Origin of the sequence: Pseudalkalibacillus salsuginis (genome assembly GCF_021646685.1) — a bacterium.
GTDB lineage: Bacteria > Bacillota > Bacilli > Bacillales > Fictibacillaceae > Pseudalkalibacillus > Pseudalkalibacillus salsuginis.
On record NZ_JAKJHW010000002.1, the window covers coordinates 656,580 to 679,196 of the forward strand.

The following is a 22,617-nucleotide window of genomic DNA, read 5'->3' on the forward strand; positions in this document are numbered from 1 at the left end:
CTTTAACTTAGTACCAATTATTTCAAATATCATCATTTTGTACAAACCCTTCTTCAATTAAATGGCACGATTACGTAAGATCTTAAGGAACCGCCATTGTCTTTTGCTCGGAAAGTTGGGTAGCCTTTCGTGTACTAAAATAAAAGCATCCCTTCTTTTATTGTTGTATCATTCTTAACAACCTACAATCAAAAATGGAACTCCTTGAGCTTATTTAAACCAACCCTTCTCCTTAAATCGGGAAATGGCTTCAATCCGGTTACTTACATTGAGTTTATCAAGGATGATGGAAACATAATTACGGACAGTCCCATTGGTAAGATAGAGCTCGCTTGCAATTTCCTTGGTATTTTTCCCCTCGGCAATCAGATTGATCACCTGTTTTTCACGCTCAGTCAGTGGATTTTCATTACCATCACCATACGCAATATCAACTAATTCCGGAGCGTAGACATGTCGACCGTCCATAATGACACGGATGGAGTTCGCTAATTCCTCACTCGGGCTGTCTTTTAATAAATAGCCTTTTACCTCGGCTCTCCGTGCACGTTCGAAATAACCCGCCCTGGCGAAGGTTGTTAAAATAATCACTTTACAAGGATCATCCTTCAATTCTTCCGCCGCATCAAGTCCGCTTTTCAACGGCATTTCAATGTCCATGATACAGATATCGGGCTGGTGTTCCTTAACGAGAGTCAATGCCTCCTCTCCGTTCCTTGCTTTACCGACGACTTCCATATCTTCTTCCAAATCAAGCAGAGACCCAAGAGCTCCAAGCAACATTCGTTGATCTTCAGCAATGACAATTCGAATCACACCAACCCCTCCTGTTTCGTTTGTTGAATAACATTAGGAACCCGAATAGTAAGTACCGTTCCGTTTGATGACTCAATCTCTAGGCTTCCATTCACAAATTCTAGACGTTCTCTCATCCCCTGCAGGCCATGCCCTGTGAAAGAATCTTCTTGAGCAGGGATACCGATTCCATTATCGTGAATCTTAATAACTACTTCATTCGGTGATTGCTCAATTGCGACGCTGCAGGAAGATGCCTGGCTATGCTTAACAACATTGGTTACAGATTCTTTAAAACACATACTCAACACATTTTCGACGAATAAAGGAGTCATGATACTTTCTGGGTCTCCCTCCATAATGAACTCTATATTGGCAGCTTCTAACATTTGCTTGATATGGGCGATTTCATCTTTGAGTTTTACTCCCCTCATGTCTGAAACCATTTCACGAACTTCTTTTAGTGCAGTCCTGGCCGTTTGGTGGATATCATTGATTTCGATTTTCGCCGCATCACGATTAATGTACATTAATTTTCCAGCCAAATCACTTTTCAATCCGATGAGTGAGAGCTTTTGTCCCAAGGTATCATGTAAGTCGCGCGCAATCCGCTGACGTTCTTCTATAATCATCAACCGAGAAATCCTTTCATTTGCATCTTCTAATTGTCCTTCTAATTTTTCATGTTTGATTCGATTGTACATAGTGAGCGGCAACAGGATCACACCGATCAAACTTATGATGATAAAGGGAAATTGGGATAGCATCATTTCACTTTGTTTAAAGAAGACGATACTGATCGTTGCGATCGTGCTAACAAGATGAACCACATATAATGTTATAAATCCAATTTTATTTTGAATGTTCCCAATAAAAAACGCCAAAAAAAGTGCAAAATAAACATAGCCAAAAAGCAAAGTCATGACGATGCTTATAGCCATTTCTATACTTACCCATACATAGACTGGCCAACCTTTGGAAAGGAAGGATAGCCGGTACGATGCAAAAAACAGCAAAAACATCAAAATACCAAAAATAATTTCCAATGTTGAGGATGATCGAAAAATAAAATAGAAAGGCAAAATACAAAAGATGATCCATATATAGGAGCTAAGCCCCTTATTTTTCGGAATGATGTGAAACCAATTCTGCATAGCGGCCTCCTTTGTTTTATTATTTTATTTCCGTCAGTCTATCATCCAGCTCTTTGATTAAGTATAACAAAAAGCATACACACCATCTTTACAGTAAGGCGACCTTTTCTTAATTTATCAACAAAACCCTCCAGTCAAAATAGGAGGGCTTTTGCATTCGTATTTATTTTTCTTGCAGGCTTAGCCTTATATTCTTCAGGTGTACTCTGGATTTTGGAGTATCTAGAAGTTTTTTAACCTCTTTAAAGCTAACAAATGATTTGATTTTCTCATCATATAAACGGAAACGAATCGATTTCAAACTTGAAGCAAACGTAATCGTTGTTACTTTTTGTAACGGCGGTGTCGATTCATGTGCTTTTTCCAAATTATAATTAGGTACTCGTGGACTTAAGTGATGTACATGATGGAATCCAATACTTCCTGTTAACCATTGCATCACCTTCGGAAGCTTGTAATAGGAACTCCCATCTACAGCCGCTTTTACATAATCCCACTCATCTTCCGTTTCAAAGTAGGAATCCTCAAATTGATGCTGGACATAAAATAACCAAATGCCGAGCGAGCCTGAAACGAAAAGGATAGGGAGTTGTATGATCAGCAAAGCCTTCCAGCCGATGGCCCATACTAATAGCGCATAGATAGCAGCTATCGCAAAATTGATCAAATATGTGTTCAATCTTTCCTTTCGTCCTGCCCCTTTTCGGTTAAAACGGTTCGATATAAAGTAAAGATAGAATGGCCCTAACCCAAACATAACGATTGGATTCCGGTATAAGCGGTACAACAATCTGGCCCAAACAGTCGCAGCAACATATTCATCAACCGTCATTACCCAAACGTCTCCCGTTCCACGTTTATCTAGATTGCCGCTTGTAGCGTGATGGATCGTATGACTACGTTTCCATTTTACAAACGGAAAATGGGTAATTATTCCAGTAATCGTACCGAGAACTCGATTCGCTTTTTTGTTTTTGAAAAAAGATTGGTGTGTACAGTCATGAAAAATGATAAACGTTCTGACGACAAAACATGCTGCCACGACTGCTAATGTAAGCGATATCCAAATAGAAACAGACAAACTTTGATATGCAAGGAACCAAATCAAGAAGAATGGCGGAATGGTATTGATGAGCTGATAAATGCTTGATTTGGTATCAGATTTTTCATAAGGCGCTACTTTTGTTTTTAGTTCTGCTAGTTTTTTCCTCATGTTTCCTCCTTAAGGCAAATCACTTCTGTGGATAAACCTTCTAGTCCTATTGTAGAGAAAACTTACGTACTGGAGTAGTCATAAACGTCATCATGATGTATGACAAATGTCATATGGGGAGTGTCACAATCAGGAAAATTTGTAGATAAGTTCTATCAGAAGGCTTCATACGAAGCATTTTGGGAAGAAGTGTCGGAGTTAGATTGACAAACCATCATAATAAAAAACTACACAAATAGGTGATCGGCTTATATATCAAGGACAGACTGCCCCTAGTTGTTCAGGCTGAAGGGCGGTCTATTTTTTATGGTAAGACAGTATAGCAACGATCGGAAGCCCCAATGTGAGTATAATTGAAAGCGCCTTGATAAACCGTCATGGAGGCATCACCCCCTTTTGAAACTGACGTGGGAGTGTGCCGACCACCCTTCAGGAAAGGGCCGTATTCTATTGCCATTTTATTATAGCTTAGACAACCTTATAATTTACCGTTCAAAAGAACCACCAAAAAAGAAAATAACCAATTCATTTTTCGTACGGAACCGATCCTTTTAATTTGTATTACAAGTTAAGTCCACCATATGGATTGATATGTCAATAAATGAGATGAACAGCAGGTCCTACATAACAGAGACGGTAGTTAATAAGTCAGTGCATTTTTTTGTGCAGTTTGAATGTAATCCTTAACTGCTTGTATAAACGTCCGTGCAGCAAATCCTAAGTATTTATCAGTCCGATATATAAGACAAATATCCTGACTAGGTGTGGGGTTCGTTATTTTGATCGTTTGAATGTTTTTATCATGGAGATTTTCAAGTAGCAGTCTAGGCAGAACGGTTACTCCAATCCCCTTTTCAACCATGGTAATCAATGATGATAAGGTCGTTGTTTCCATTGTAGGTTTAATTCGAAATCCCAATTCTTGACAATGATGATCAATTAATTTGCGGCACTGATGATCAGGGGGAAACATCACTGTCTTCATCTCTTGAAGATTCTTAAGTTGAATGGACCTTTTCTTTGCAAGTGGCGTTTCTTTGGCAACGGCTAAAGAGAACTCTTCATGAAAAAGAGGTATTTGTACAATTCTTTCATCTGGATTAGGGGATGTGGTCACACCAATATCAATAATTCCTTCAATGACTTGTTCGGCGACTGTAATGATTTCGACTAATGATAAGGAAACATTCGGATAGGTACCGTGAAAATCTAGAAGCAGTGAATTAAACATAAGATCAGCATCTCCAGGTAAGACCCCAATGGTGAGAGAACCGCCTTTTATTTGTTTCAGTTCCGAAATGCTTTCCTGGGCTTGCTTCAAATGTGAAAAAATATGCTTACTTTGTTCGTATAGCAGATTACCAGCTTCTGTTATGGTGATCCGTTTGCCGATGCGATTAAAGAGAGGGACACCCAATTCACTTTCTAGTAACTTGATTTGCTGGCTTAGATTAGGTTGAGAAACCATAATTTTTTCTGCTGCTCTTGAAAAATGAAGTTCCTCGCAGATAACCATGAAGTATTCCAACTGCCGTAATTCCATGTTAACTCCCCTTCCAAACGTTTTCATAAGTATAACTTATCATAATAATAAGAAACACTGCATTGATAACCTTTTGAAGGCTAGATATACTTGCGTTGTAACCAGTTATTTGAATTTTTCAAAAATGAATGGAGGTTTTTTATTATGTCAAATGCGTTGTTAAGTACGGCTATATCTGTTCGCCAAATGGTTATTCAACTAGTTGAATCGATTCCTGAGGATCTGTTTGACGTTCAACCCAATCAATTCAACAATACAATTAGATGGAATGTCGGACATATTACCTTCACCCATGAGTACTTTCTTTCATTAGGTTTACCGATTAATTCCGGTCTTCCAGATAACTACGCACAATTATTTAACACAGGAACGAAGCCGTCTGATTGGAGTCCCATACCTCCGACCAAAGAAGAACTTATTCAAAACCTATCAAGGCAGCTTTCTAATGTTACCGATATACCTTCTAACACATTTGATCAACAAATGGATCCGCCTATTGAATTGGGACCACTGAAATTCGAAACCTTTGGAGAGGTATTCAACTTTGCGACCGTTCATGAAACGATGCATTTCACAACCATTTCATGTCTTTTAAAAGTACTGCAATATCAAAAAGTGTAGGGAGGTAAACAATATGCCATACTTTGAAGCCCATGGTGATACACGACTCTTCTATAAAGATTGGGGCAACGGTAAACTCAGCACAGCTCGTACCGAATAATCAGTTTATCGTGAATGAAAACGGTCCGCATGGTTTGTACATGACCCATGCTGACCTCCTCAAAAAGGATCTACTGACATTCATTGATGGAAAGTTCCATAAGACCTATACTAGGAACATATCAAGCGTCTCTCATTGCAAAGGAGACATCAACATGTCTGAAATGAAATGATTATCAACACGACAAAAACCGTACGTCAAGTGTTGCTGCAGCAGGTGCAGGCCATCCCTGAGGAACTGTTCGACATTCCACCTGGTTCCTATAACAACAGGATTCGCTAAAACGTTCAGGACATGACCGCTGCAATTGGGACCGCTCACCATTAATCAGGCGGGCGAGTTGCTCAACTTTGGATTGATCCATGAAGGGATGCACCTTGTAACCTGTGGTTCTTACTTAAGGTCAGTCAAGGTAAGCATTAAACCAGTAGCGAAGAGAACCTGAACTAAACAAGTCGGAGTCTTTAGCATGCCCATTGCTAGTATAAAGGTTGAATAAAAGATTTTAAGTTTAAATGATACAGTAGAGTGTAAAAAGTTGAAGGAGGTTATGAATTTATGAAAAAACAGCAAGCCGATGTAACGAAGGTATCGGAAGGATCCACCCAGAATCGGAGCCATCAGGCGTTTCAATCCTTTCGCCGTGCTATTGAAGATGGCCAAACGGCAGATTTTCTTGCACTAGTCACGAATGACTTCCATTTTTACGTTCCACTTCCTCTCGAAGATTGGAAATTGGTACAGTACGGTAAACAGCGATTCGAGGAACTGATTCGCTTTGAACGTGAAGTTCTGCAAGTCCGTCTAACTCCTTTAGTAGAGCTTGAGGATACGAATTATGGAATGGTAGTGTTCCGGGCAGAAGGAATATTAAACCATAATCCTTACAACAATGAACTCGCCATTGTCTTTGAGTTCGAGGAAGCTAAGATTCGATCATTCCGCGAATATGTAGGGATGCCATTGAAAAATTATGAGGGCTAGGATGAGTACTAAGATACTTGTTTAAAGAGATAAGAAACTCGACTGCCGTATTTAGGGGCAGTGAAACTAACCAAAGTGGAAGAGTGCTTCGTTCGCAACGAAGCTCTTTCTTTTTGTTCTTTTATAAAGGTTATTAGTTTCAATTTAATCAAACTTTATTTCAAAGCAACATTAAAGTTGGGTGTGTAAAATAACACTTAAATTAAGCGCAAATTATAGGCCAAAGTGACAGTGTAACTCCTATCGTTTCAATAGACCTCGGTCATTTTGGAACGTTTGAAGGTATTGTAAAAAAAATCGGTCATGTTGTATAAGTGCTGCTCACCGCCCGCATGTCTTTCCGATCACTTGGGATACGTACTCTGACTTCATCTGCTGGTTACCAGTTGAACATGATTTCCACGTTATTTTAATTTCTTTGACTCTTCGCGAAGTATAGATCGGTGGACTTCAGGGCGAGTGACAATACAATACGCTGGATATTTTCCCATTCAGAACTGGCTCTCCGGGATCTTTTTGATCGATATAAGTGATATCCCCCCTCCCTTGCGGCCTAGCTGCATCTTTTACACCAAACATTTCTCCAAGACAAACGTCTCAATAACGATCGTTTTTGTCTATGACGATTGCATAAAAAATTCTACTTTTATTTCTATAAGGTTAAAAATTACAATTATGTGACTTTAACTTGTTAAGATTGCATGATACGGTTCCTTTATTACGCAACTCTACAGTTACTTATTATTGACTGCAACCGTAGAGTTGCTTATACTTGATATATGAATTGGGACAAAGACGCTATATTCAAAGCACTTGGTGACTCGACTCGGCGGCTTATATTAGACGAACTATCCGAACGCAACGAGCTGACGTTGTATGAACTTACGGCACGTCTCATTATGAAGCACGACCTTACCATTTCGCGACAGGCGATCGCTAAACATCTTACTACATTGGAAGATGCAGGGCTCGTAAAATCAAAACGAAAGGGAAAATATCGAGTACTTATGTTTAACAACGAACCACTTAAAAACTTACTGAAAGGATGGATAGAGTAATTTTATAATATCAGAACAGGACTTTCTGACGAATGTGTGGGTTGTTTTGCGTGCAACCAGATTGTTAGCACAGCACCATGCGTCACAAATAACAAGGGAGGCAACAACAGTATGAAAATCGTTGTTACCAGTATATTCGTACAAGATCAAGACAAGGCACTAGAGTTTTATTCAGAAAAGCTGGGGTTTGTAAAAAAGGAGGACGTTCCCGCCGGAGAATTTAGGTGGATAACGCTTGTTTCTCCCGATGATCATGATGGTACCGAGCTTTTACTCGAACCGAATGACCATCCTGCCGCCAAAGAGTATCAAAAGAAGATATTTGCCGATGGCATCCCAGCAACAATGTTTGGTGTTGCAGATATTCGTAAAGAGTACAAACGATTAATGGAAAAAGGCGTGAAGTTTACTATGGAGCCGACAGAAATGGGCGAAGTCACAATAGCTGTCTTCGACGATACATGTGGCAACCTTATTCAGATAGTGCAGAAGTAATTTCATGACGAAGTAACCCAATACTAAACGATTTTATTGGCAAGTTTTAAGTTCGGTGAAGTGTATTGTTATCAACAATTCAACAACTTTATTTTACCCCCATCCAAAACAGGACGGGGGTATACGTGTTGGAAGTATTAAACTTAAACAACTTATTGTAATCTTGACATTTCCTTATTGCGGGTGGTGACAGCTTCGCTGGTACTACCCCTGATTGTCTGGCCATTACAAAAAAAATCTTTGGTTATGTTTGGGTACCGTAACGATTCTAGGAATGAACCCACACATCGTCTTGTCGAAAAGCTTATAGGCACAAATTCGTGCTCGATATCGCGGCCGAGAAAGTGAATAATACATTTGTGCACTTACGAATATCTTTCTAAATTAAATGGCTTGGAAGCACCATTCTGCTCCAACCTTATGACTGGAATGTATTTACTGAATTCATATATATAAAATCGCATTATTCTATGTAATACATCCTCTTCTTTTGGCTGTAACGTAAGCATTACCTCAATCCCTTCTAATTTGACATTGTTCATACTGCCCACTTGTTTAATACCAATTATTTCAAAAAATATGATTTATCACAATCTTTTCAAAAAGAAAGACACCTTCCTTATTCCGTTTGTAAAAGATCGTTTTTAGAGTGGTTTGTATGCTTTATTGCAGAAAAACCCCCTCGTATGGAATAACTTCTATTATTTAGTATGGGGTTCAACCGATTCTTCTCTCGTAGTTTCAATCAATTTACCATCTGAATACCCTTTAATTGTATATAGTGTTTTTACTTTTGGCATTTCTACAAATGCAAACCAAATATGTATTTCATTATCTTCTATTGTCTTAGCTTGAATTTCTTTTGCATCTTCCCCATATTTATATTCAACAGTAATTTTATTAATATTTTTGTTTGGATTGAATCCAAATAGTAAAGATTGACCACTCATTCTTGGAAGAAAGATAGTTGGGATAGATTGCAATGAACTTCCTCCACCTCTATCTGAGGATGAAGCTTCCCAACCAAATAATGTTTTTTCAATAAACCTGGCCTCAATTAATTCTCCATCACTTGTTACGTTAGGTATGTAGAATAGAACAACACCTTCACCCACTTTTTCCTGATGTATCAATGTATCTATCCGTTCATCATTTAATATCTCTTTATACTCCTTCTCTTTATTACAACCAAACAATATCAATAAAAACAAAAGACCAATAGCAATAAATTTTCTTTTCAATAATTTGCCCTCCTATATCCTTCTTCAATAAAAAGAGGCGATCATTTTTTAAAATAACGCCCCGTCAGCTAAAAAACATCCAATATTTGTTATTCCTTGTTATCCTTCATCCATTGAATAATCTTTTGAACCGCCTCTTTATCAGCTTTTAATTTATATGCTTTATCCTCTGTTCCCATATAAATGTTGTTATACGGTTCTTCTATATCAGGTAATATAAAATAATTAAAACCTGCACGGTATTTGGCAGCGATAAATTTACCGTTCAAATGAATTTCGTAATCATCTATTTCTTTCACGACATCTATACTTGAAAGTACCTCGTTAGAATGTTGGATGACTTCTGATTTTTCCTTTTCTGTCCATTGTCTTTTCGCGGGACTATTGTTCCATTGAATGTCAGGAAACGAACCATAAGCTTCTTTTATATAACTTTTTAATCCAGGCTGTTTAACAGAAAAGACAATTGAATTACTGTTTTCCGTACTACTTTCCTGTTCCTTTCCCTGGTTATTACCTTGGCACCCCACTAAGATCAATATTGTTGTTACCAGTATAAGATTTGTTTTCCTCATACAATCTCCTTTCAGTTTATTGCTTTACTAAATTTTACGATTGAATAAGGTAATAGGTTTCAGATTAAAGGCTTTTTCAACTTAACTGCCCAGTTCTTGAAAAAGTAAAAAGCTGAAGATTTTCAAATCGATCCTCAGCTCTCGCACTCTATAATTGAATAAACTATTCCTTTTTAAATCCATTTATTACTAAAGCCAACCCAATTATAAGGAAAAGTGGTACAATCAAATATTGTTAAAGAACCCTTCACCTGTACATACGTTTTTATAATCACCAGACGTTTCAAAAGAAATTATACAACCTGAGCTCCTATTCAGAGATCAGGCTGCTTAAAAATCCTTTTTATTACTGTCTACTTGACAGGGGCACTCCATTTTCTTTCTGTTGTATTCAACAATAGCTTCTGATGAACTGTACCTTTCTTTATCTCAAAGATCTTTTAATATTATCAATGACCCCTGACATCTGCTTGTTCTTCCATAATAAAACGAAGTAGGTCTAGCGTCTGTTCCCTGTAAATGTCATATAGATCAATAATGGCACTTTCTTGCATCGCTTTCACGCTTCCTTTTTCGCTTCTATTCTGTTTTTAGCTGCCCAGTAATGATCCATCTTCACTATAAGTACGGTCAGTAGACTATTTCAAGATTTAGGACAATTTTCCTTCCATGAATCATACTATTTATCAAAGTCACATAAGTATGTTAACCTAAGTATGTTTTTAGTTAACGTATTAGGAGGAGACACGAAAATGGTCGTAAGAAATGAAAGATTAAGAATGTTAATTTTATGTTCTATGTTCGCTGCCATTACCGCTATATTCGCTCAAGTCGAGGTTCCATTACCTATTGTACCAATCAGTGGACAAACACTTGCGGTAGGGCTTGCGGCAACGATTCTGGGCAGTAGATACGGAGCTATATCCATGGTCTGCTATGTAGCCCTTGGAGCAGTTGGGTTACCTGTTTTTGCCGAAATGAAGGCTGGGTTTTCCGTACTTTTTGGCCCTACAGGTGGATACATATTTGGATTTATTTTAACTGCACTTATAACTGGGTTCATACTGGAGAAAACTTCATTTACGCTTAAGATGGGTATGATTGCTAATACAGTTGGAATGATCGTCACGTTATTGATGGGAACCATTCAATTAAAACTCGTACTGGATTTTTCATGGTCTGAAGCATTAGCTGTTGGAGCCTACCCTTTCATTGTGGTGGGACTTATAAAGGCCTTTTTAGCAAGTTGGATTGGAATTACCGTGAGAAGGCGTTTAGTACAAGCGAATATGCTTCAACTGAAACAGGATATTGCGGCATAAACAATATGAGCATTACTTGCTTTCAAGTAATGCTCACTTCCTATTTTCTTATTATGTTGTATAAAACAGAGACAAGAATATAGTGCAAATCTATTTCACGTAATGTTTTTTAAAATCAGGATAGATAGAAAATTTCCGACGTAAATGGATGAGATTTTCCCCAAAACTTTCCTCTAAGAGTTCTCTATGTTTCTCCATAATTTCCATGAGATATAGGTCATGAATTATAACCTCTGTAATAGGCATGACTAATCCTACATGCTTTGTCCATGCTGCGCGACTATCTTTCCCCAGCGAGACAATACCTGCAACTACCTCTGAATCATCTCCACTAAATACAAGCCATCGTCCACCATACTCTTCTGTAATTTCACTACTATAATCATGGAGGTAAACATTTGCGAAATCTAATATGATTTCTCCATAAGCAATAATGGTTATAATGACCCCTCTATTAAACGCCTCCCTTAATTCAGATTCCAATTCTATGAAATCCTCTTTCCAAATTTCTAAGAGTATTCTTTTTTTAGCAGAATGGATGCAAGCTTTTACTTTATCTAGGATTTCACTGCGCCCCGTAATATTCCAGATATTTACACGGTCACTTGCAGATTGTTCAAACTGCGCTAATGATTTTTCTGCCAGTTCAAAATTTTCTTCTACTTTTTTTCGACGATTTTTAATTAGCTCCTTTGCAGGAACAGGGGTATATTGTGGTGTGTTTCCAGGACTAACCAAAATATCTCCGCGCATGGCGAGATTGTCCAGAACTTCATATATTTTTGAACGTGGTACACCGGAATTTTTTGCAACTGCATAGCCTGTTAAAGGCGATTCTTCCAATAAGGTAAGATATGCTTTCGCTTCATATTCGGTAAAGTTCAGATTTTTTAATGTTTCTAAAATGTTTTCTTTCATAAATCCTCCCAACACAACGTTAGTCGCTACCTTTGTAACTAATATTTTAGCAAAATCCGTTGATTTTTTCCAAATGAATCTGATACACTTACATAAGTAGTTACTTAAGTAGTCACTATTTAAAAGATGAATTAAAATAAAATGATGAGAACTGAAAAAGTGATGGCAAATCAAATAATGGGGAGAGGTGAAAAAGGATAACATATTTGACGGTTCTTAGATAAATACCTATTAATCTAATACTGAAAAATAAAAATCGTGTTTGGAGAGTGAAATAGTATGGATAGCCTACTAACATACATCTCAATAGCTGCAATGATGGTTATAATACCAGGAGCAGATACTATGCTTCTGGTGAAAAACACACTTAGCTATGGTCCAAAAGCTGGGCGTTTTACAGTTCTCGGAACGGTAACGGGACTTTCTTTTTGGACACTTATTGCTATTCTTGGATTATCCGTCATCATTGCAAAGTCTGTGATTCTTTTCAGTACAATTAAATATTTGGGAGCCGCATACTTAGTTTATTTAGGGATAAAAAGTATTTTTACTAAAAGCATTTTTTCTATAGAAGAAATTCAAGAACAAGCAAATACACCTACAAAGTCTTCAAATCGGCATTATAAAGATTCCTTTATGCAAGCGTTACTTAGTAACATTCTTAATCCAAAGACTGTTTTGGTATATATAACGATAATGCCTCAATTTATCAATTTGAACGGAAATGTAAATCAGCAATTGATTGTGTTAGCATTAATCCTTACCTTACTCGCTGGATTTTGGTTTCTAATTCTTGTTTATCTAATTGATTACGCAAAAAAATGGTTGAAAAACTCCAAATTTCAGAAGGCTTTCCAAAAATCAACTGGCTTAATTTTAGTTGGTTTTGGTATCAAAACAGGAATTTAAATAAAATTTCTAACACACCTAATTCCGTTCAGAAATTGAACGGTTTTTTCCTTTTTTTCGTCATTTCTTTCTTCAAGTAAATGCCTTCTAAGAATTTACTAACACCCCCGTTAGAGCTTAATTCCTTGCCATTTAATCCAACAAGTAAGACATGATACCTTGATTCGTACTTTGTAGTGAACTTGGAATATCATCACGATTTGAAGTTAATCTAAAATAATAAGTGTCGACTTTATCCTGATATAAACGATATCGTAATATGTTCTTTTCACTTGCGAGTTTACTTATAATCTGTTCATAAAATTGTCCGTGAGTCATCATATCCACTGAACCTAAGTGAAATATACCTTTTAAATGATTTTCAATAATAAATCGTAATTGTTTTGCTAACAGAACATCCAAAAGATTGTTACATACGAGATTGCTGTACACATCTATCACTTTATTATTTTTTATGCTTTCTTTGATTAATTTCCATCTTGGTGAATCCTTACCCCATATTGCTGGGATTCGGATGATCATTACTCGTTCATCCAAAATTTCTTTCAGCATATTTTCACACCCAATTTTGAATTTCCCATAATCTGATTCAGCAATAGGTATATCTGTTTCTGTGTGGGACCTAGAAGAGTCCCCATCAAATACATTTGTGGTAGAAAAGTAATAAACACGGCTACTTTTATTTTGTAATTCTATAGCCAATTCTTTATGAAACTTGAACTGTTGATCAAACTCTCCTCTGAGGCAAGAAATCACTATGTCAGGTTTAATTGTACTTATAATTTCCTTCAGCTTTTCGAGTTGCTGAACTTCTAATTGGAACTGCTTATCTTTAGGGAGACTAGTTAACGAAGAAAAATACGTTCCATATTGGTCGAAATCATCACTAAACTCATGTATTAAGGCTCTTCCTACAAGACCACTTGCACCCAGAATGAGCATCTTTTGCATCACAATTTCCCCTTCCTACAAACTCATTTATATTATAAAACGAACAATAACTTAGAAAAGATACGGAGTAATTTCGAAACTTATCAAAAAAATTGATTTTCAGCTAAACTGACCCCGTCAATTGAATATTACTTTGGGCTTATGATTCTTGGGTCTTCTTTTTGAGCAGCTTATTAACAGGAATCGCTGCCACATTTTTTAGTGGTGCAGATGAAGCATTAATTTATGAGTCATTAATCTTATCTAACGAAGAAAATAAGATGGATAAGGCAATGGGGCAAATCGGTTCCGCAAAGTATTTTTCTAACTGTGAGTAGTTTGGCACTTACTGGTTTTCCCATGATGTTTGTTGTATGTGCAGGAATTGCTTTAATTGGTACATTAATTCCAGTGGTGCCTAGAAAAGCTATAAACTTTAAATAACTATTGAAAAACACTCGTTTTTATCGAGTGTTTTTCATATATAACTAACACAATCACAGATCCTGTCCCGATTGTGAAAAAAGAAAAAGTGGGGTATCCAAAAAAACCTTGGTATAACTGGATTTTCGAAAACACGTTGGAAGCATTATGTCAATTCGAAATGAATACAGTATTGATTATAGAAGGAACAGAATTAAAGGTTCTCTATAGTGAATCAATAATAGGTAAAAAAATTAAGCCTACGAATCGATATCACAGGTTCCGACAAGGCTATTTTGACTCATTCGTACTATCTTTTAATGCGTGTTCATACACTTTTAGCCTCCCATAAACAGTTTGCAAGATCGGATAATCGGCATCATTAGGTGAAGCAAGTGCCAATAAAGCGCCGTGAATATGATCGGTTTCAACCGGAAGTTGTTTCTCCATGTCACGTTGCATTGAAGACTTCATTGATAGATGGAGTGATTCCATTACCTCCATTGTACTTTCAGCAATGTTTTCAGATATTGGTGCCCCTGACTTTTTTACAATGTCAACGATCTCGGATAACAGTTTACGATACACATCCTTTCCTCTTGGTTCTGAGAAGATCGGACCTATTGGTGCCTCCATCAGCGTTGTGATTCCGCTCATGCTTGCAATATAAATGTACTTATGCCAGATGCCCTTCTGAATGTTGTCACTAAGAACAACTGTAAATCCAGCATGATCTAAGTGATGAAGAATCTTTTCTACCCGTTCTGATCTTGTTCCATTCCATTCACCGAAAATAAGATCATGTCGAGCACTCGACTGAATAATGGTTCCTTCCTTGTCAAGCGTCGTTTCAATAAAGCAGAAGCCACCAAGTACTTTTTCATCACCAAACGCTTTTCTCAGCTCCGAAAAATGATTGTATCCATTTAATAATGGGAGAATGACGGTTCGTTCTCCAATATAAGGAGCAATGTCTTTAATCGCTTTCTGTAATTGGTAGGCTTTCACCGAAAGAAGAACGACATCAAATGGATCGGCTGCATCACCGCTCGTTATTGTCTCTACCTGTGCATGGAAGTCTCCGTGTATACTATTAATTTTAAGTCCTGTGTTATTCAGTCGTTTCTGTCTTTTCGGGCGAACTAGAAAAGTTACATCTTCTTCTTTTTCGACAAGCCGGACACCGAAGTAACCGCCAGTCCCTCCAGCACCTACAATAAGAAATCGCATATGTACCCTCCTATAAATCTCACAGTTTTTTTTAAAATCCCTTTCATTTTATGTTCGTTCATCGATGGATAGGCCGATGCTGAATTGTTTAATCTTCCCAAACATTTTGTAAAGGTAATCCCTTTTCTGTTCTTGCAGCATCGACTACTTTTTGTATAAAATCAGTTTTAGAACGAGTGTATTCTTCCATCGTTTTCCCGTAACTTTTTGCAAGTTTCTTTTTGATTTCTCCATATTCTTGAACTAAATCAGGATGTTCTCTCAGATAATTTCTAAATAAAAATTCTTTTCTCGTATAAAATTCATCATTAAATGGGAGGACATGTATATTATGAGTCCAGGTTCCATCGGTACATTTAGAAAACAAATATCTCCCTCTCATACCTGTCTTAATATAATTATAGCTCACTGAATCAAAAACCGATTTGTAAAAAGCTAATTCTTTAAATGGTGAAACACCAATGAAAATATCTACGATTGGCTTTGCATCCTGATTTGGAATCGATGTACTTCCTATATGTTCGATTGTTATCGCTTCTTCACCAAGAAGAGAAGATATACAGCTTTTTTCTAATTCAAAAGCTTTTATCCAGTTCGGATCATACTCCATAATCTTAATTCTATCGCTCATTTCAATTACTCACCACTTTCTTTGGGATTGGTTTTCATTTTTGAACCGAAAATTATTTTCTTTATTTAATATAGGTTTGAATCTTTTTTTATCAACATCTGGGTCTTTGCATAAAGAAAACTTTGTTGATGTGAAAATTTATTACTTTTATTTACTACACCTTTCAACAATTCAAATACATTTTTCAATAAAGGTTGATTCTGTCCAATTGCCTACATATTTGTTCCTTGCCAACAGCTTCACTTCTCTGTAAAAATTAAAGAATGCTAATGCTTCCCATATCAATTATCAAATATGGTAAGATTATTATCGGTTTATATATGATTATAGTTACTGTGGGAGGAAATGTATTATGAAACCGAAAATTGAAGACGTTGCCAAAGTTGCTGGTGTTTCACCGACAACTGTTTCGAGGGTTCTAAACAATCGTGGTTATATAGGTGAAAACACAAGAATAAAAGTGCATAAAGCTATGGAGCAATTAAATTACTATCCCAATGAAGTTGCCCGATCGCTGTTCATAAAAAAGACGTTTTTAATTGGTCTTATTTTTCCAACAACAAGCAACCCTTTCTATGGACAACTAATTTTTCATTTAGAAAATATTGCTGCAACTTTAGGATACAAGGTGTTGTTATGTAATAGTCAAGGGCGAGAGGATAAAGAGAAAAATTATTTGAATATGCTCCAAAGAAATCAAGTAGATGGAATAATAGCGGGCGCCCATAATAAAGGGATTGAAGAATATGAGATCCCTAATTTACCAGTTGTAGGGGTTGATCGTTATTTATCGAGTAAAATTCCTGTGGTTTCCAGCGATAATTACCATGGAGGAAAGCTAGCTACACAATTGCTAATTAATAAAGGTTGTAAAAATATCATTCACATTAATGGTCCCATCTCTTTAGAGACTCCAGCAAATTTAAGAAGAAAAGCTTATGAGGATATTATGAGGGCAAATCAATTAACTCCCCTTACCTATGAAATAGATGATCATTTTAAAATAATAAAACAACTATTCGAAGAAAACCCACGAGTCGACGGTATTTTTGCCAGTGATGATTTAATTGCTTCACAGGTAATAAGACAAGCTAAAGAAAGGAACATCGACATTCCGACAGATCTAAAAGTAATAGGATATGATGGTACAGAGACCACTAGGTTATTACTACCTGAGTTAAGTACAGTACAACAACCCATAAAAGAAATTGCAGAAAAAGCGATTGAACTCTTAGTGAAACAAATGGATGATAAAGATGATGCCATTCAACTAGAAACCATTATACCTGGTAAATTAATTGAAGGTGAAACTACAGGAGGGTAGTTTTAATTTCTTCACCAAAAAAAATCAAAATTTTTTGAAACAATATGTCAACCGGTTGACATATGAAACCGGTTGATATACTATTTTTGTAGGCGGTTACATAACCAATAAGAAGTATCCTGCATTGAGAAGTAATATGCATTGCTGGTTGGTATTGGTATCTTTTTATAAAGGGAGGAGAATGGTAAAATGAAAAAGTTTATGATTTTAATTGTTTGTTCATTCTTAGTCATGATAATTGCAGCCTGTAGCGGGGACAAAGCATCCAGTGATAACAAAAATGAAGTGTCAATATGGGTTCATACTTCTAAAGAAACTGCAGAAGGTAAAGCTATGCAAAAAATTATTGATCGATTTAATCAAGAATATCAAGGAAAGTACTCAGCAACCATCGAGTTTATCCCAAGAAGTGGTAGTGGCGGTGGATATGAGGATAAGATTAATGCGGCATTGACAACTGATACGTTACCAGATGTATTTACTTTGGATGGGCCTAATACTGCGGCGTACGCAGAATCAGGAATGATAGCACCAATTGATGATTATATAAGCAATAAAGATGATTTATTGCCAAGTATAATCCAACAAGGAACATATGATGGGAATTTGTATGCGGTTGGATATTCAGAGTCTGGTGTCGGTATCTTTTATAACAAACAAATGTTGAAAGATGCAGGTATTGACTTATCTACTTTACCAACAGTTGATGATCCATGGGATTGGAACCAATTCATGGAGTTATGTGAAACTTTAGTTAATACTTATGATGCTCCTGCTATAGACATGGGCTTGAATGATAAAAGCGAATGGTTAATGTATGCCTTCTCACCATTTTTATGGTCACAGGGAGGAAACATAGTCAATGAAGACGGAACAAAAGCAGCGGGCATTTTCAATGATGAAGACAGCGTAAAAACAATGAGTTTCATTCAAGATATGGTCGAAAATGGGTACACCACGAAGACGCCCGTTGAAAAGGCCTTTCAAACTGGGAAATATCCAATGAAATTTACTGGTTCTTGGACTATTGCGGAAATGGATAGTAGCTACCCAGATGTAGAATATGGAATTATGCCGTACCCTACCTCCCCTGATACCAATAAGTTAGTTTCACCGTCCGGATCATGGCAATATGCGATGTCAGCTACAACGGAAAAGAAAGAAGCAGCCGGTGCATTAATCGATTTTATGACATCCACAGAATCGCTTACAGAAATCAGTTTAGCAAACTCTGTACTTCCAGCAGCTCATTCAGTAGTAGAAGAAGTGAAAGATAAGGTTTCTCCTCAAATGAATGTTCTAATCGAGCAAAACTCTAAAACAGCACATGCCAGACCAGCATTACCTAAATACCCGCAAGTTAGCAGGGTATTTCAACAAACCATTAGCGATTTAACTTACGATAAGAATAATAATATACAAAAATTACTGGATCAAAAAGCTGCACAAATTGATAAAGCTTTAAAATAAAAGATGGGCAATCCGGCTTGGAGCATTTCCAAGTCGGATTCTTTTAAAAGGAGTTAATACAGATGAAGAATATAAATGCAAGGGAGAATATAGCAGCGTACTCGTTTTTATTACCAGCTTTAATACTATTAGGACTTTTTTTGCTTTTACCTGCCTTAATAGCCATTTATTATGCATTCACAGACTATTACTTATTAACGCCAGATAATACACAATTTGTCGGCCTGGACAATTTCATTGCCATTTTTAAAGATCCCATCTTTATACAAAGCTTAAAGAATGTTGGCCTATTTGTTGTATGTGTAATACCTGTACAAATAGGTTCGGCTCTTGGGTTAGCTTTATTAATTAATAAACAAAGAAGAGGAAATATGTTTTTTAAAGTAGCATTTTTCGCTCCAGTAGTGTTGTCTTTAGTCGTTATTTCTGTTCTTTGGTTATACCTATTAAACCCATCAGAAGGATTAATCAACGTCATCTTAGAGCGAGTTGGAATAAACCCGCAGCCGTTCTTGACTAGTCCCGATCAAGCGATGTATACCATTGTTTTTGTGTCCGCTTGGCAAGGTGCAGGTTATCAGATGTTAATTTTCCTGGCTGGACTTCAAAACATACCTTCCAGTGTGTATGAAGCTAGTAAAATTGATGGCGCAAACAAATGGCAGAATTTTATTCATATTACATTACCATTGTTAAAACCTACGTCCATTTTAATTATGATTACAACACTGATTGCTGCGTTTAAATTGATTATTCAACCAATGGTTATGACCCAAGGTGGACCGATGAATTCTACAATAACTCCGGTTTACTATATTTATCAAACTGGATTTACAGATCGACTGATTGGTTACGCAAGTACGATGACAGTTGTTTTTGGAATACTGATTGGGATTGTAACAATTATACAAAGTAAAGTATCAAGGGAGGATGATTCTAAGTGAAGAGAAAATCGAAAAAGGTAATAGAATATACATTTTTGATTTTATTAGCATGTATTTTTATCTTTCCTATGATATGGATGATAGCTTCCTCAATGAAATCTGAATCAAGTATCTATGTCGATATGGGCAGTATCCAATCCCTGCTTCCATCCTTGGATCCTTCTGAATGGTTTCAAACCTATCAAGAACTATTTTCCAGGTTCAATGTCTTTCAATATATATTTAATAGTCTCACCTATGCAATAGTGGTCACATTAGGGTCTATTGTTGTTAATGCCATGGCAGGATATGCCTTTTCTAAATTTAATTTTATAGGCAAAAAAGTGCTGTTTGGACTATTAATTGCACTGTTAATTGTACCTGGAGAAACATTAATTATTACTCAGTTTACGGTGGCGCATGATTTAGGAATATTGAATACAAGATTAGCGGTGATATTACCGATGATTGCAAATATATTTTTCATTTATCTTTTTAGAAACTTCTTTAATGCCATACCAGATGAAATCATAGAATCTGTCAAATTAGATGGGGCTAACTACTGGACTATTTTTTGGAAAATCTTATTACCAATGTCCAAACCTGCTATTGCGACGGTTGGAACATTATCATTTATTTTAAGTTGGAATGACTACTTGTGGCCTTTAATGGTTTTAACAGATACAGAAAAGTTTCCTCTTCAAGTAGCTATTACCAACATAAATTCAACCCCCCCTGTTTATATGAATCAGGTAATGGCGATTCTTACCATATCAACGATACCATTAATTATAGTCTATATCGTGGCGCAGAAGTATTTACTTCAGGGACTTGGGGGATCTGGAACGGGGATTAAATAAAAGTTTCTTTGAGATTAGAAGTATCAAAAGTGTTATAGGGACAGTCAGCAAAATGAATAAAAACAATGTTGAGAAATGTATTGAAATTAGATTCACATAATTTTATTGATCCTAAAGTATAGGTCATTTCATTTACTAAGACTTGGGCGGTAAATTCGCATTTTGCTGGAGATTCTCAGTTACAGTTTTTAAAGTATATTAAGTATCCCCTAGAACATCTGGGATAAGGAGATTAATAGTAACGAATCATTTAGATATGTTTGATATAAAAATGGAGGATTACCAAAATGACAATAAATTATTCACAAAAATATAGACCGCATTTACACTTTGCACCAAAAAAAAATTGGATGAATGATCCAAATGGCTTAGTGTATTTTGAAGGTGAATATCACCTTTTCTTTCAATATAATCCTGAAGACAGTATATGGGGACCTATGCATTGGGGACATGCCGTCAGTAAAGACATGATTAAATGGACGGAACTGGATATCGCGTTATACCCAGATGAACTTGGGAACATTTTTTCCGGAAGTGCAGTAGTCGATTGGAATAATACTACCGGTTTCTTCCCCAATAAGCCAGGTTTAGTGTTAATTTTTACGCATCACTTAGATGGCAGTGAGGAAATACCACCGAAACAATCACAGAGTTTAGCTTTTAGTCATGACAATGGCAGAACTTGGACTAAGTATCAAGGAAATCCCGTACTCGAACATGAGAACAAAAGTGACTTTAGAGACCCTAAGGTTTTTTGGCACAAGGAAACAGATAAATGGGTTATGGTATTAGCAACAGGTCAAACAATATCTATTTATTCTTCACAAAATTTAATAGATTGGAAGTTTGAGAGTGAATTTGGAGATAATATTGGTGTTCATGACGGCGTGTGGGAATGCCCAGATTTATTTCAATTAAAGGTAGAAAACAGTGAAGAAACAAAATGGGTTTTATTTGTAAGCGTTGGAGATAACCCTCAATTTGAAGCAGGTTCTCGGACGCAATACTTTATTGGAAGCTTTGATGGTTCTAAATTTACGGCCGATGATGAATCATATAACTGGTTGGACTTTGGAAAAGATAATTATGCAGGGGTCAGCTTTTCTGATATTCCTAAAGAGGATGGCAGACGCATTTATTTAGGATGGATGAGTAACTGGCAATATGCGAATCAAGTTCCAACTGAGGGCTGGAGAAGTCAAATGACATTACCAAGGGAACTATCCCTCCGGAAAAATGGAGAAATATATAAAGTCATTCAAAAACCAGTAAAGGAACTAGATTCCTATTTTTCTTATAAAGAAAACATTCAAAATGTAATAGGGATTGGAGATGGATGGAAAGAATATAAGATAAATAAATCCTATTTGGAGTTGGTATTAAATATAGAAAGACTTAATGCAACACGATTCGGCATCATCCTTCACCATACAGAAGAACATTTTACAAAAATCACCTTTGATTCAACTGAGAATACAGTGGTCTTAGATCGTAAAAGCTCTGGAGTAATTGATTTTTCGGAAAGCTTTTCATATAGACAAGCAGTAAAAATAGGCAATGTTAACAACATACAACTACATGTGGTTATTGATTCTTCTTCCATTGAACTATTTGTAAATGAAGGGGAATATGCCTTAACAAGTTTAATCTACCCAGATAAACCATGTGAATACATTTCAATATTTGCAGTAGATGGAAAAATCAAAATTAGCAACAGTCACGTGTCCACTCCTTTTAAACAGGAACAAGCAAAATGTACCGTATGAAATTAACTAAAGGTTGTTTTAAGGAGCTTAGGGGAACAATGATATGTTACTTTTCATTTAAGAAAGCGAAGCTCAACTAACGTTCTCCGTTAGCTCCATGACGTTTTTTTACAATTTGTACGTCAAACTTAA

General features: G+C 36.5%; 23 protein-coding genes. 12 read left to right on the plus strand and 11 right to left on the minus strand.

Annotated features, from left to right (window positions below; genetic code table 11):
- Positions 1-210 precede the first annotated feature (210 nt).
- The 4 genes from L1611_RS08320 to L1611_RS08335 all read right to left on the minus strand — a co-directional run bounded on the left by L1611_RS08320 (position 211) and on the right by L1611_RS08335 (position 4,705).
- Positions 211-816, minus strand: coding sequence for a response regulator (locus tag L1611_RS08320; protein ID WP_236312609.1), 606 nt, complete (start codon positions 814-816; stop codon positions 211-213).
- Positions 813-1,949, minus strand: a complete 1,137-nt coding sequence (locus L1611_RS08325) for a sensor histidine kinase (protein WP_236312610.1) — start codon at positions 1,947-1,949, stop codon at positions 813-815. Before L1611_RS08325 ends, L1611_RS08320 begins: the two co-directional genes overlap by 4 nt.
- Positions 1,950-2,112: 163 nt before the next feature.
- Complete coding sequence (desA, locus tag L1611_RS08330; RefSeq protein ID WP_236312611.1) at positions 2,113-3,162, minus strand: Delta(5) desaturase DesA; 1,050 nt, start codon at positions 3,160-3,162, stop codon at positions 2,113-2,115.
- A gap of 640 nt (positions 3,163-3,802) precedes the next feature.
- On the minus strand, positions 3,803-4,705 hold the full coding sequence (locus L1611_RS08335; RefSeq protein ID WP_236312612.1) for a LysR family transcriptional regulator: 903 nt from the start codon (positions 4,703-4,705) through the stop codon (positions 3,803-3,805).
- Between the two features lie 144 nt (positions 4,706-4,849).
- Here L1611_RS08335 and L1611_RS08340 point away from each other — a divergent pair, with 144 nt between their 5' ends.
- The 4 genes from L1611_RS08340 to L1611_RS08355 all read left to right on the plus strand — a co-directional run bounded on the left by L1611_RS08340 (position 4,850) and on the right by L1611_RS08355 (position 7,963).
- Entirely contained in the window at positions 4,850-5,326 is a 477-nt protein-coding gene (locus L1611_RS08340; protein WP_236312613.1) for a DinB family protein, read from the plus strand.
- Positions 5,327-5,984: 658 nt separating this feature from the next.
- Entirely contained in the window at positions 5,985-6,410 is a 426-nt protein-coding gene (locus L1611_RS08345; RefSeq protein WP_236312614.1) for a nuclear transport factor 2 family protein, read from the plus strand.
- Between the two features lie 779 nt (positions 6,411-7,189).
- Positions 7,190-7,468, plus strand: coding sequence for an ArsR/SmtB family transcription factor (locus L1611_RS08350; RefSeq protein WP_236312615.1), 279 nt, complete (start codon positions 7,190-7,192; stop codon positions 7,466-7,468).
- Positions 7,469-7,579: 111 nt separating this feature from the next.
- On the plus strand, positions 7,580-7,963 hold the full coding sequence (locus L1611_RS08355) for a VOC family protein (RefSeq protein WP_236312616.1): 384 nt from the start codon (positions 7,580-7,582) through the stop codon (positions 7,961-7,963).
- Between the two features lie 365 nt (positions 7,964-8,328).
- On the opposite strand, the gene L1611_RS08360 is transcribed toward L1611_RS08355, so the two are convergent.
- The 3 genes from L1611_RS08360 to L1611_RS08370 all read right to left on the minus strand — a co-directional run bounded on the left by L1611_RS08360 (position 8,329) and on the right by L1611_RS08370 (position 9,779).
- Positions 8,329-8,505 (minus strand): hypothetical protein, encoded by a 177-nt coding sequence (locus tag L1611_RS08360; RefSeq protein WP_236312617.1) that lies wholly within the window; start codon positions 8,503-8,505, stop codon positions 8,329-8,331.
- A 159-nt stretch (positions 8,506-8,664) separates the two neighbouring features.
- On the minus strand, positions 8,665-9,204 hold the full coding sequence (locus tag L1611_RS08365; RefSeq protein WP_236312618.1) for a hypothetical protein: 540 nt from the start codon (positions 9,202-9,204) through the stop codon (positions 8,665-8,667).
- An 89-nt stretch (positions 9,205-9,293) separates the two neighbouring features.
- Positions 9,294-9,779 (minus strand): hypothetical protein, encoded by a 486-nt coding sequence (locus L1611_RS08370; protein WP_236312619.1) that lies wholly within the window; start codon positions 9,777-9,779, stop codon positions 9,294-9,296.
- Between the two features lie 752 nt (positions 9,780-10,531).
- Between L1611_RS08370 and L1611_RS08375 the strand changes: the two genes are divergently transcribed.
- Positions 10,532-11,101, plus strand: a complete 570-nt coding sequence (locus L1611_RS08375; protein WP_236312620.1) for a biotin transporter BioY — start codon at positions 10,532-10,534, stop codon at positions 11,099-11,101.
- Between the two features lie 90 nt (positions 11,102-11,191).
- On the opposite strand, the gene L1611_RS08380 is transcribed toward L1611_RS08375, so the two are convergent.
- Positions 11,192-12,019 (minus strand): TrmB family transcriptional regulator, encoded by an 828-nt coding sequence (locus L1611_RS08380; RefSeq protein ID WP_236312621.1) that lies wholly within the window; start codon positions 12,017-12,019, stop codon positions 11,192-11,194.
- Positions 12,020-12,298: 279 nt separating this feature from the next.
- Between L1611_RS08380 and L1611_RS08385 the strand changes: the two genes are divergently transcribed.
- Positions 12,299-12,928, plus strand: a complete 630-nt coding sequence (locus L1611_RS08385) for a homoserine/threonine efflux transporter (RefSeq protein WP_236312622.1) — start codon at positions 12,299-12,301, stop codon at positions 12,926-12,928.
- Positions 12,929-13,060: 132 nt separating this feature from the next.
- Here the strand turns inward: L1611_RS08385 and L1611_RS08390 are convergent, their stop codons facing one another.
- Positions 13,061-13,879: a sugar nucleotide-binding protein gene (locus tag L1611_RS08390; protein ID WP_236312623.1), complete on the minus strand. Its 819-nt coding sequence runs from the start codon at positions 13,877-13,879 to the stop codon at positions 13,061-13,063.
- A 161-nt stretch (positions 13,880-14,040) separates the two neighbouring features.
- On the opposite strand from L1611_RS08390, the gene L1611_RS08395 reads away from it, so the two are divergent.
- Positions 14,041-14,196 carry a hypothetical protein gene (locus L1611_RS08395; RefSeq protein ID WP_236312624.1) on the plus strand — a complete coding sequence of 52 codons (156 nt, stop codon included), beginning with the start codon at positions 14,041-14,043 and terminating at the stop codon, positions 14,194-14,196.
- 376 nt (positions 14,197-14,572) lie between these two features.
- Here L1611_RS08395 and L1611_RS08400 read toward each other — a convergent pair whose 3' ends face one another.
- Together L1611_RS08400 and L1611_RS08405 are read right to left on the minus strand one after the other, a co-directional pair.
- Positions 14,573-15,511 (minus strand): ketopantoate reductase family protein, encoded by a 939-nt coding sequence (locus L1611_RS08400; protein ID WP_236312625.1) that lies wholly within the window; start codon positions 15,509-15,511, stop codon positions 14,573-14,575.
- A gap of 88 nt (positions 15,512-15,599) precedes the next feature.
- Complete coding sequence (locus L1611_RS08405; RefSeq protein WP_236312626.1) at positions 15,600-16,142, minus strand: GrpB family protein; 543 nt, start codon at positions 16,140-16,142, stop codon at positions 15,600-15,602.
- Between the two features lie 352 nt (positions 16,143-16,494).
- On the opposite strand from L1611_RS08405, the gene L1611_RS08410 reads away from it, so the two are divergent.
- From L1611_RS08410 to L1611_RS08430, 5 genes are all read left to right on the plus strand, one after another.
- A complete protein-coding gene (locus L1611_RS08410; RefSeq protein ID WP_236312627.1) occupies positions 16,495-17,466 on the plus strand; it encodes a LacI family DNA-binding transcriptional regulator in 972 nt (323 codons plus the stop codon).
- A gap of 189 nt (positions 17,467-17,655) precedes the next feature.
- Positions 17,656-18,936 (plus strand): ABC transporter substrate-binding protein, encoded by a 1,281-nt coding sequence (locus L1611_RS08415; protein WP_236312628.1) that lies wholly within the window; start codon positions 17,656-17,658, stop codon positions 18,934-18,936.
- A gap of 62 nt (positions 18,937-18,998) precedes the next feature.
- Positions 18,999-19,880, plus strand: coding sequence for a carbohydrate ABC transporter permease (locus L1611_RS08420; protein ID WP_236312629.1), 882 nt, complete (start codon positions 18,999-19,001; stop codon positions 19,878-19,880).
- Positions 19,877-20,719: a carbohydrate ABC transporter permease gene (locus tag L1611_RS08425; RefSeq protein WP_236312630.1), complete on the plus strand. Its 843-nt coding sequence runs from the start codon at positions 19,877-19,879 to the stop codon at positions 20,717-20,719. The genes L1611_RS08420 and L1611_RS08425 overlap by 4 nt, the downstream gene beginning before the upstream one ends.
- Before the next feature lie 287 nt (positions 20,720-21,006).
- Positions 21,007-22,485, plus strand: coding sequence for a glycoside hydrolase family 32 protein (locus tag L1611_RS08430; RefSeq protein WP_236312631.1), 1,479 nt, complete (start codon positions 21,007-21,009; stop codon positions 22,483-22,485).
- The last annotated feature ends 132 nt before the right edge of the window (positions 22,486-22,617 follow it).

Bases quoted from the DNA above. Each gene is read 5' to 3' on its own strand.
- L1611_RS08340 (WP_236312613.1), top strand. From the start codon at position 4,850: ATGTCAAATGCGTTGTTAAGTACGGCTATATCTGTTCGCCAAATGGTT.
- L1611_RS08325 (WP_236312610.1), bottom strand. From the start codon at position 1,949: ATGCAGAATTGGTTTCACATCATTCCGAAAAATAAGGGGCTTAGCTCC.
- desA (WP_236312611.1), bottom strand. From the start codon at position 3,162: ATGAGGAAAAAACTAGCAGAACTAAAAACAAAAGTAGCGCCTTATGAA.
- L1611_RS08335 (WP_236312612.1), bottom strand. From the start codon at position 4,705: ATGGAATTACGGCAGTTGGAATACTTCATGGTTATCTGCGAGGAACTT.
- L1611_RS08420 (WP_236312629.1), top strand. From the start codon at position 18,999: ATGAAGAATATAAATGCAAGGGAGAATATAGCAGCGTACTCGTTTTTA.
- L1611_RS08360 (WP_236312617.1), bottom strand. From the start codon at position 8,505: ATGAACAATGTCAAATTAGAAGGGATTGAGGTAATGCTTACGTTACAG.
- L1611_RS08375 (WP_236312620.1), top strand. From the start codon at position 10,532: ATGGTCGTAAGAAATGAAAGATTAAGAATGTTAATTTTATGTTCTATG.
- L1611_RS08410 (WP_236312627.1), top strand. From the start codon at position 16,495: ATGAAACCGAAAATTGAAGACGTTGCCAAAGTTGCTGGTGTTTCACCG.
- L1611_RS08380 (WP_236312621.1), bottom strand. From the start codon at position 12,019: ATGAAAGAAAACATTTTAGAAACATTAAAAAATCTGAACTTTACCGAA.
- L1611_RS08345 (WP_236312614.1), top strand. From the start codon at position 5,985: ATGAAAAAACAGCAAGCCGATGTAACGAAGGTATCGGAAGGATCCACC.
- L1611_RS08415 (WP_236312628.1), top strand. From the start codon at position 17,656: ATGAAAAAGTTTATGATTTTAATTGTTTGTTCATTCTTAGTCATGATA.
- L1611_RS08370 (WP_236312619.1), bottom strand. From the start codon at position 9,779: ATGAGGAAAACAAATCTTATACTGGTAACAACAATATTGATCTTAGTG.
- L1611_RS08355 (WP_236312616.1), top strand. From the start codon at position 7,580: ATGAAAATCGTTGTTACCAGTATATTCGTACAAGATCAAGACAAGGCA.
- L1611_RS08405 (WP_236312626.1), bottom strand. From the start codon at position 16,142: ATGAGCGATAGAATTAAGATTATGGAGTATGATCCGAACTGGATAAAA.
- L1611_RS08385 (WP_236312622.1), top strand. From the start codon at position 12,299: ATGGATAGCCTACTAACATACATCTCAATAGCTGCAATGATGGTTATA.
- L1611_RS08430 (WP_236312631.1), top strand. From the start codon at position 21,007: ATGACAATAAATTATTCACAAAAATATAGACCGCATTTACACTTTGCA.
- L1611_RS08400 (WP_236312625.1), bottom strand. From the start codon at position 15,511: ATGCGATTTCTTATTGTAGGTGCTGGAGGGACTGGCGGTTACTTCGGT.
- L1611_RS08390 (WP_236312623.1), bottom strand. From the start codon at position 13,879: ATGCAAAAGATGCTCATTCTGGGTGCAAGTGGTCTTGTAGGAAGAGCC.
- L1611_RS08350 (WP_236312615.1), top strand. From the start codon at position 7,190: ATGAATTGGGACAAAGACGCTATATTCAAAGCACTTGGTGACTCGACT.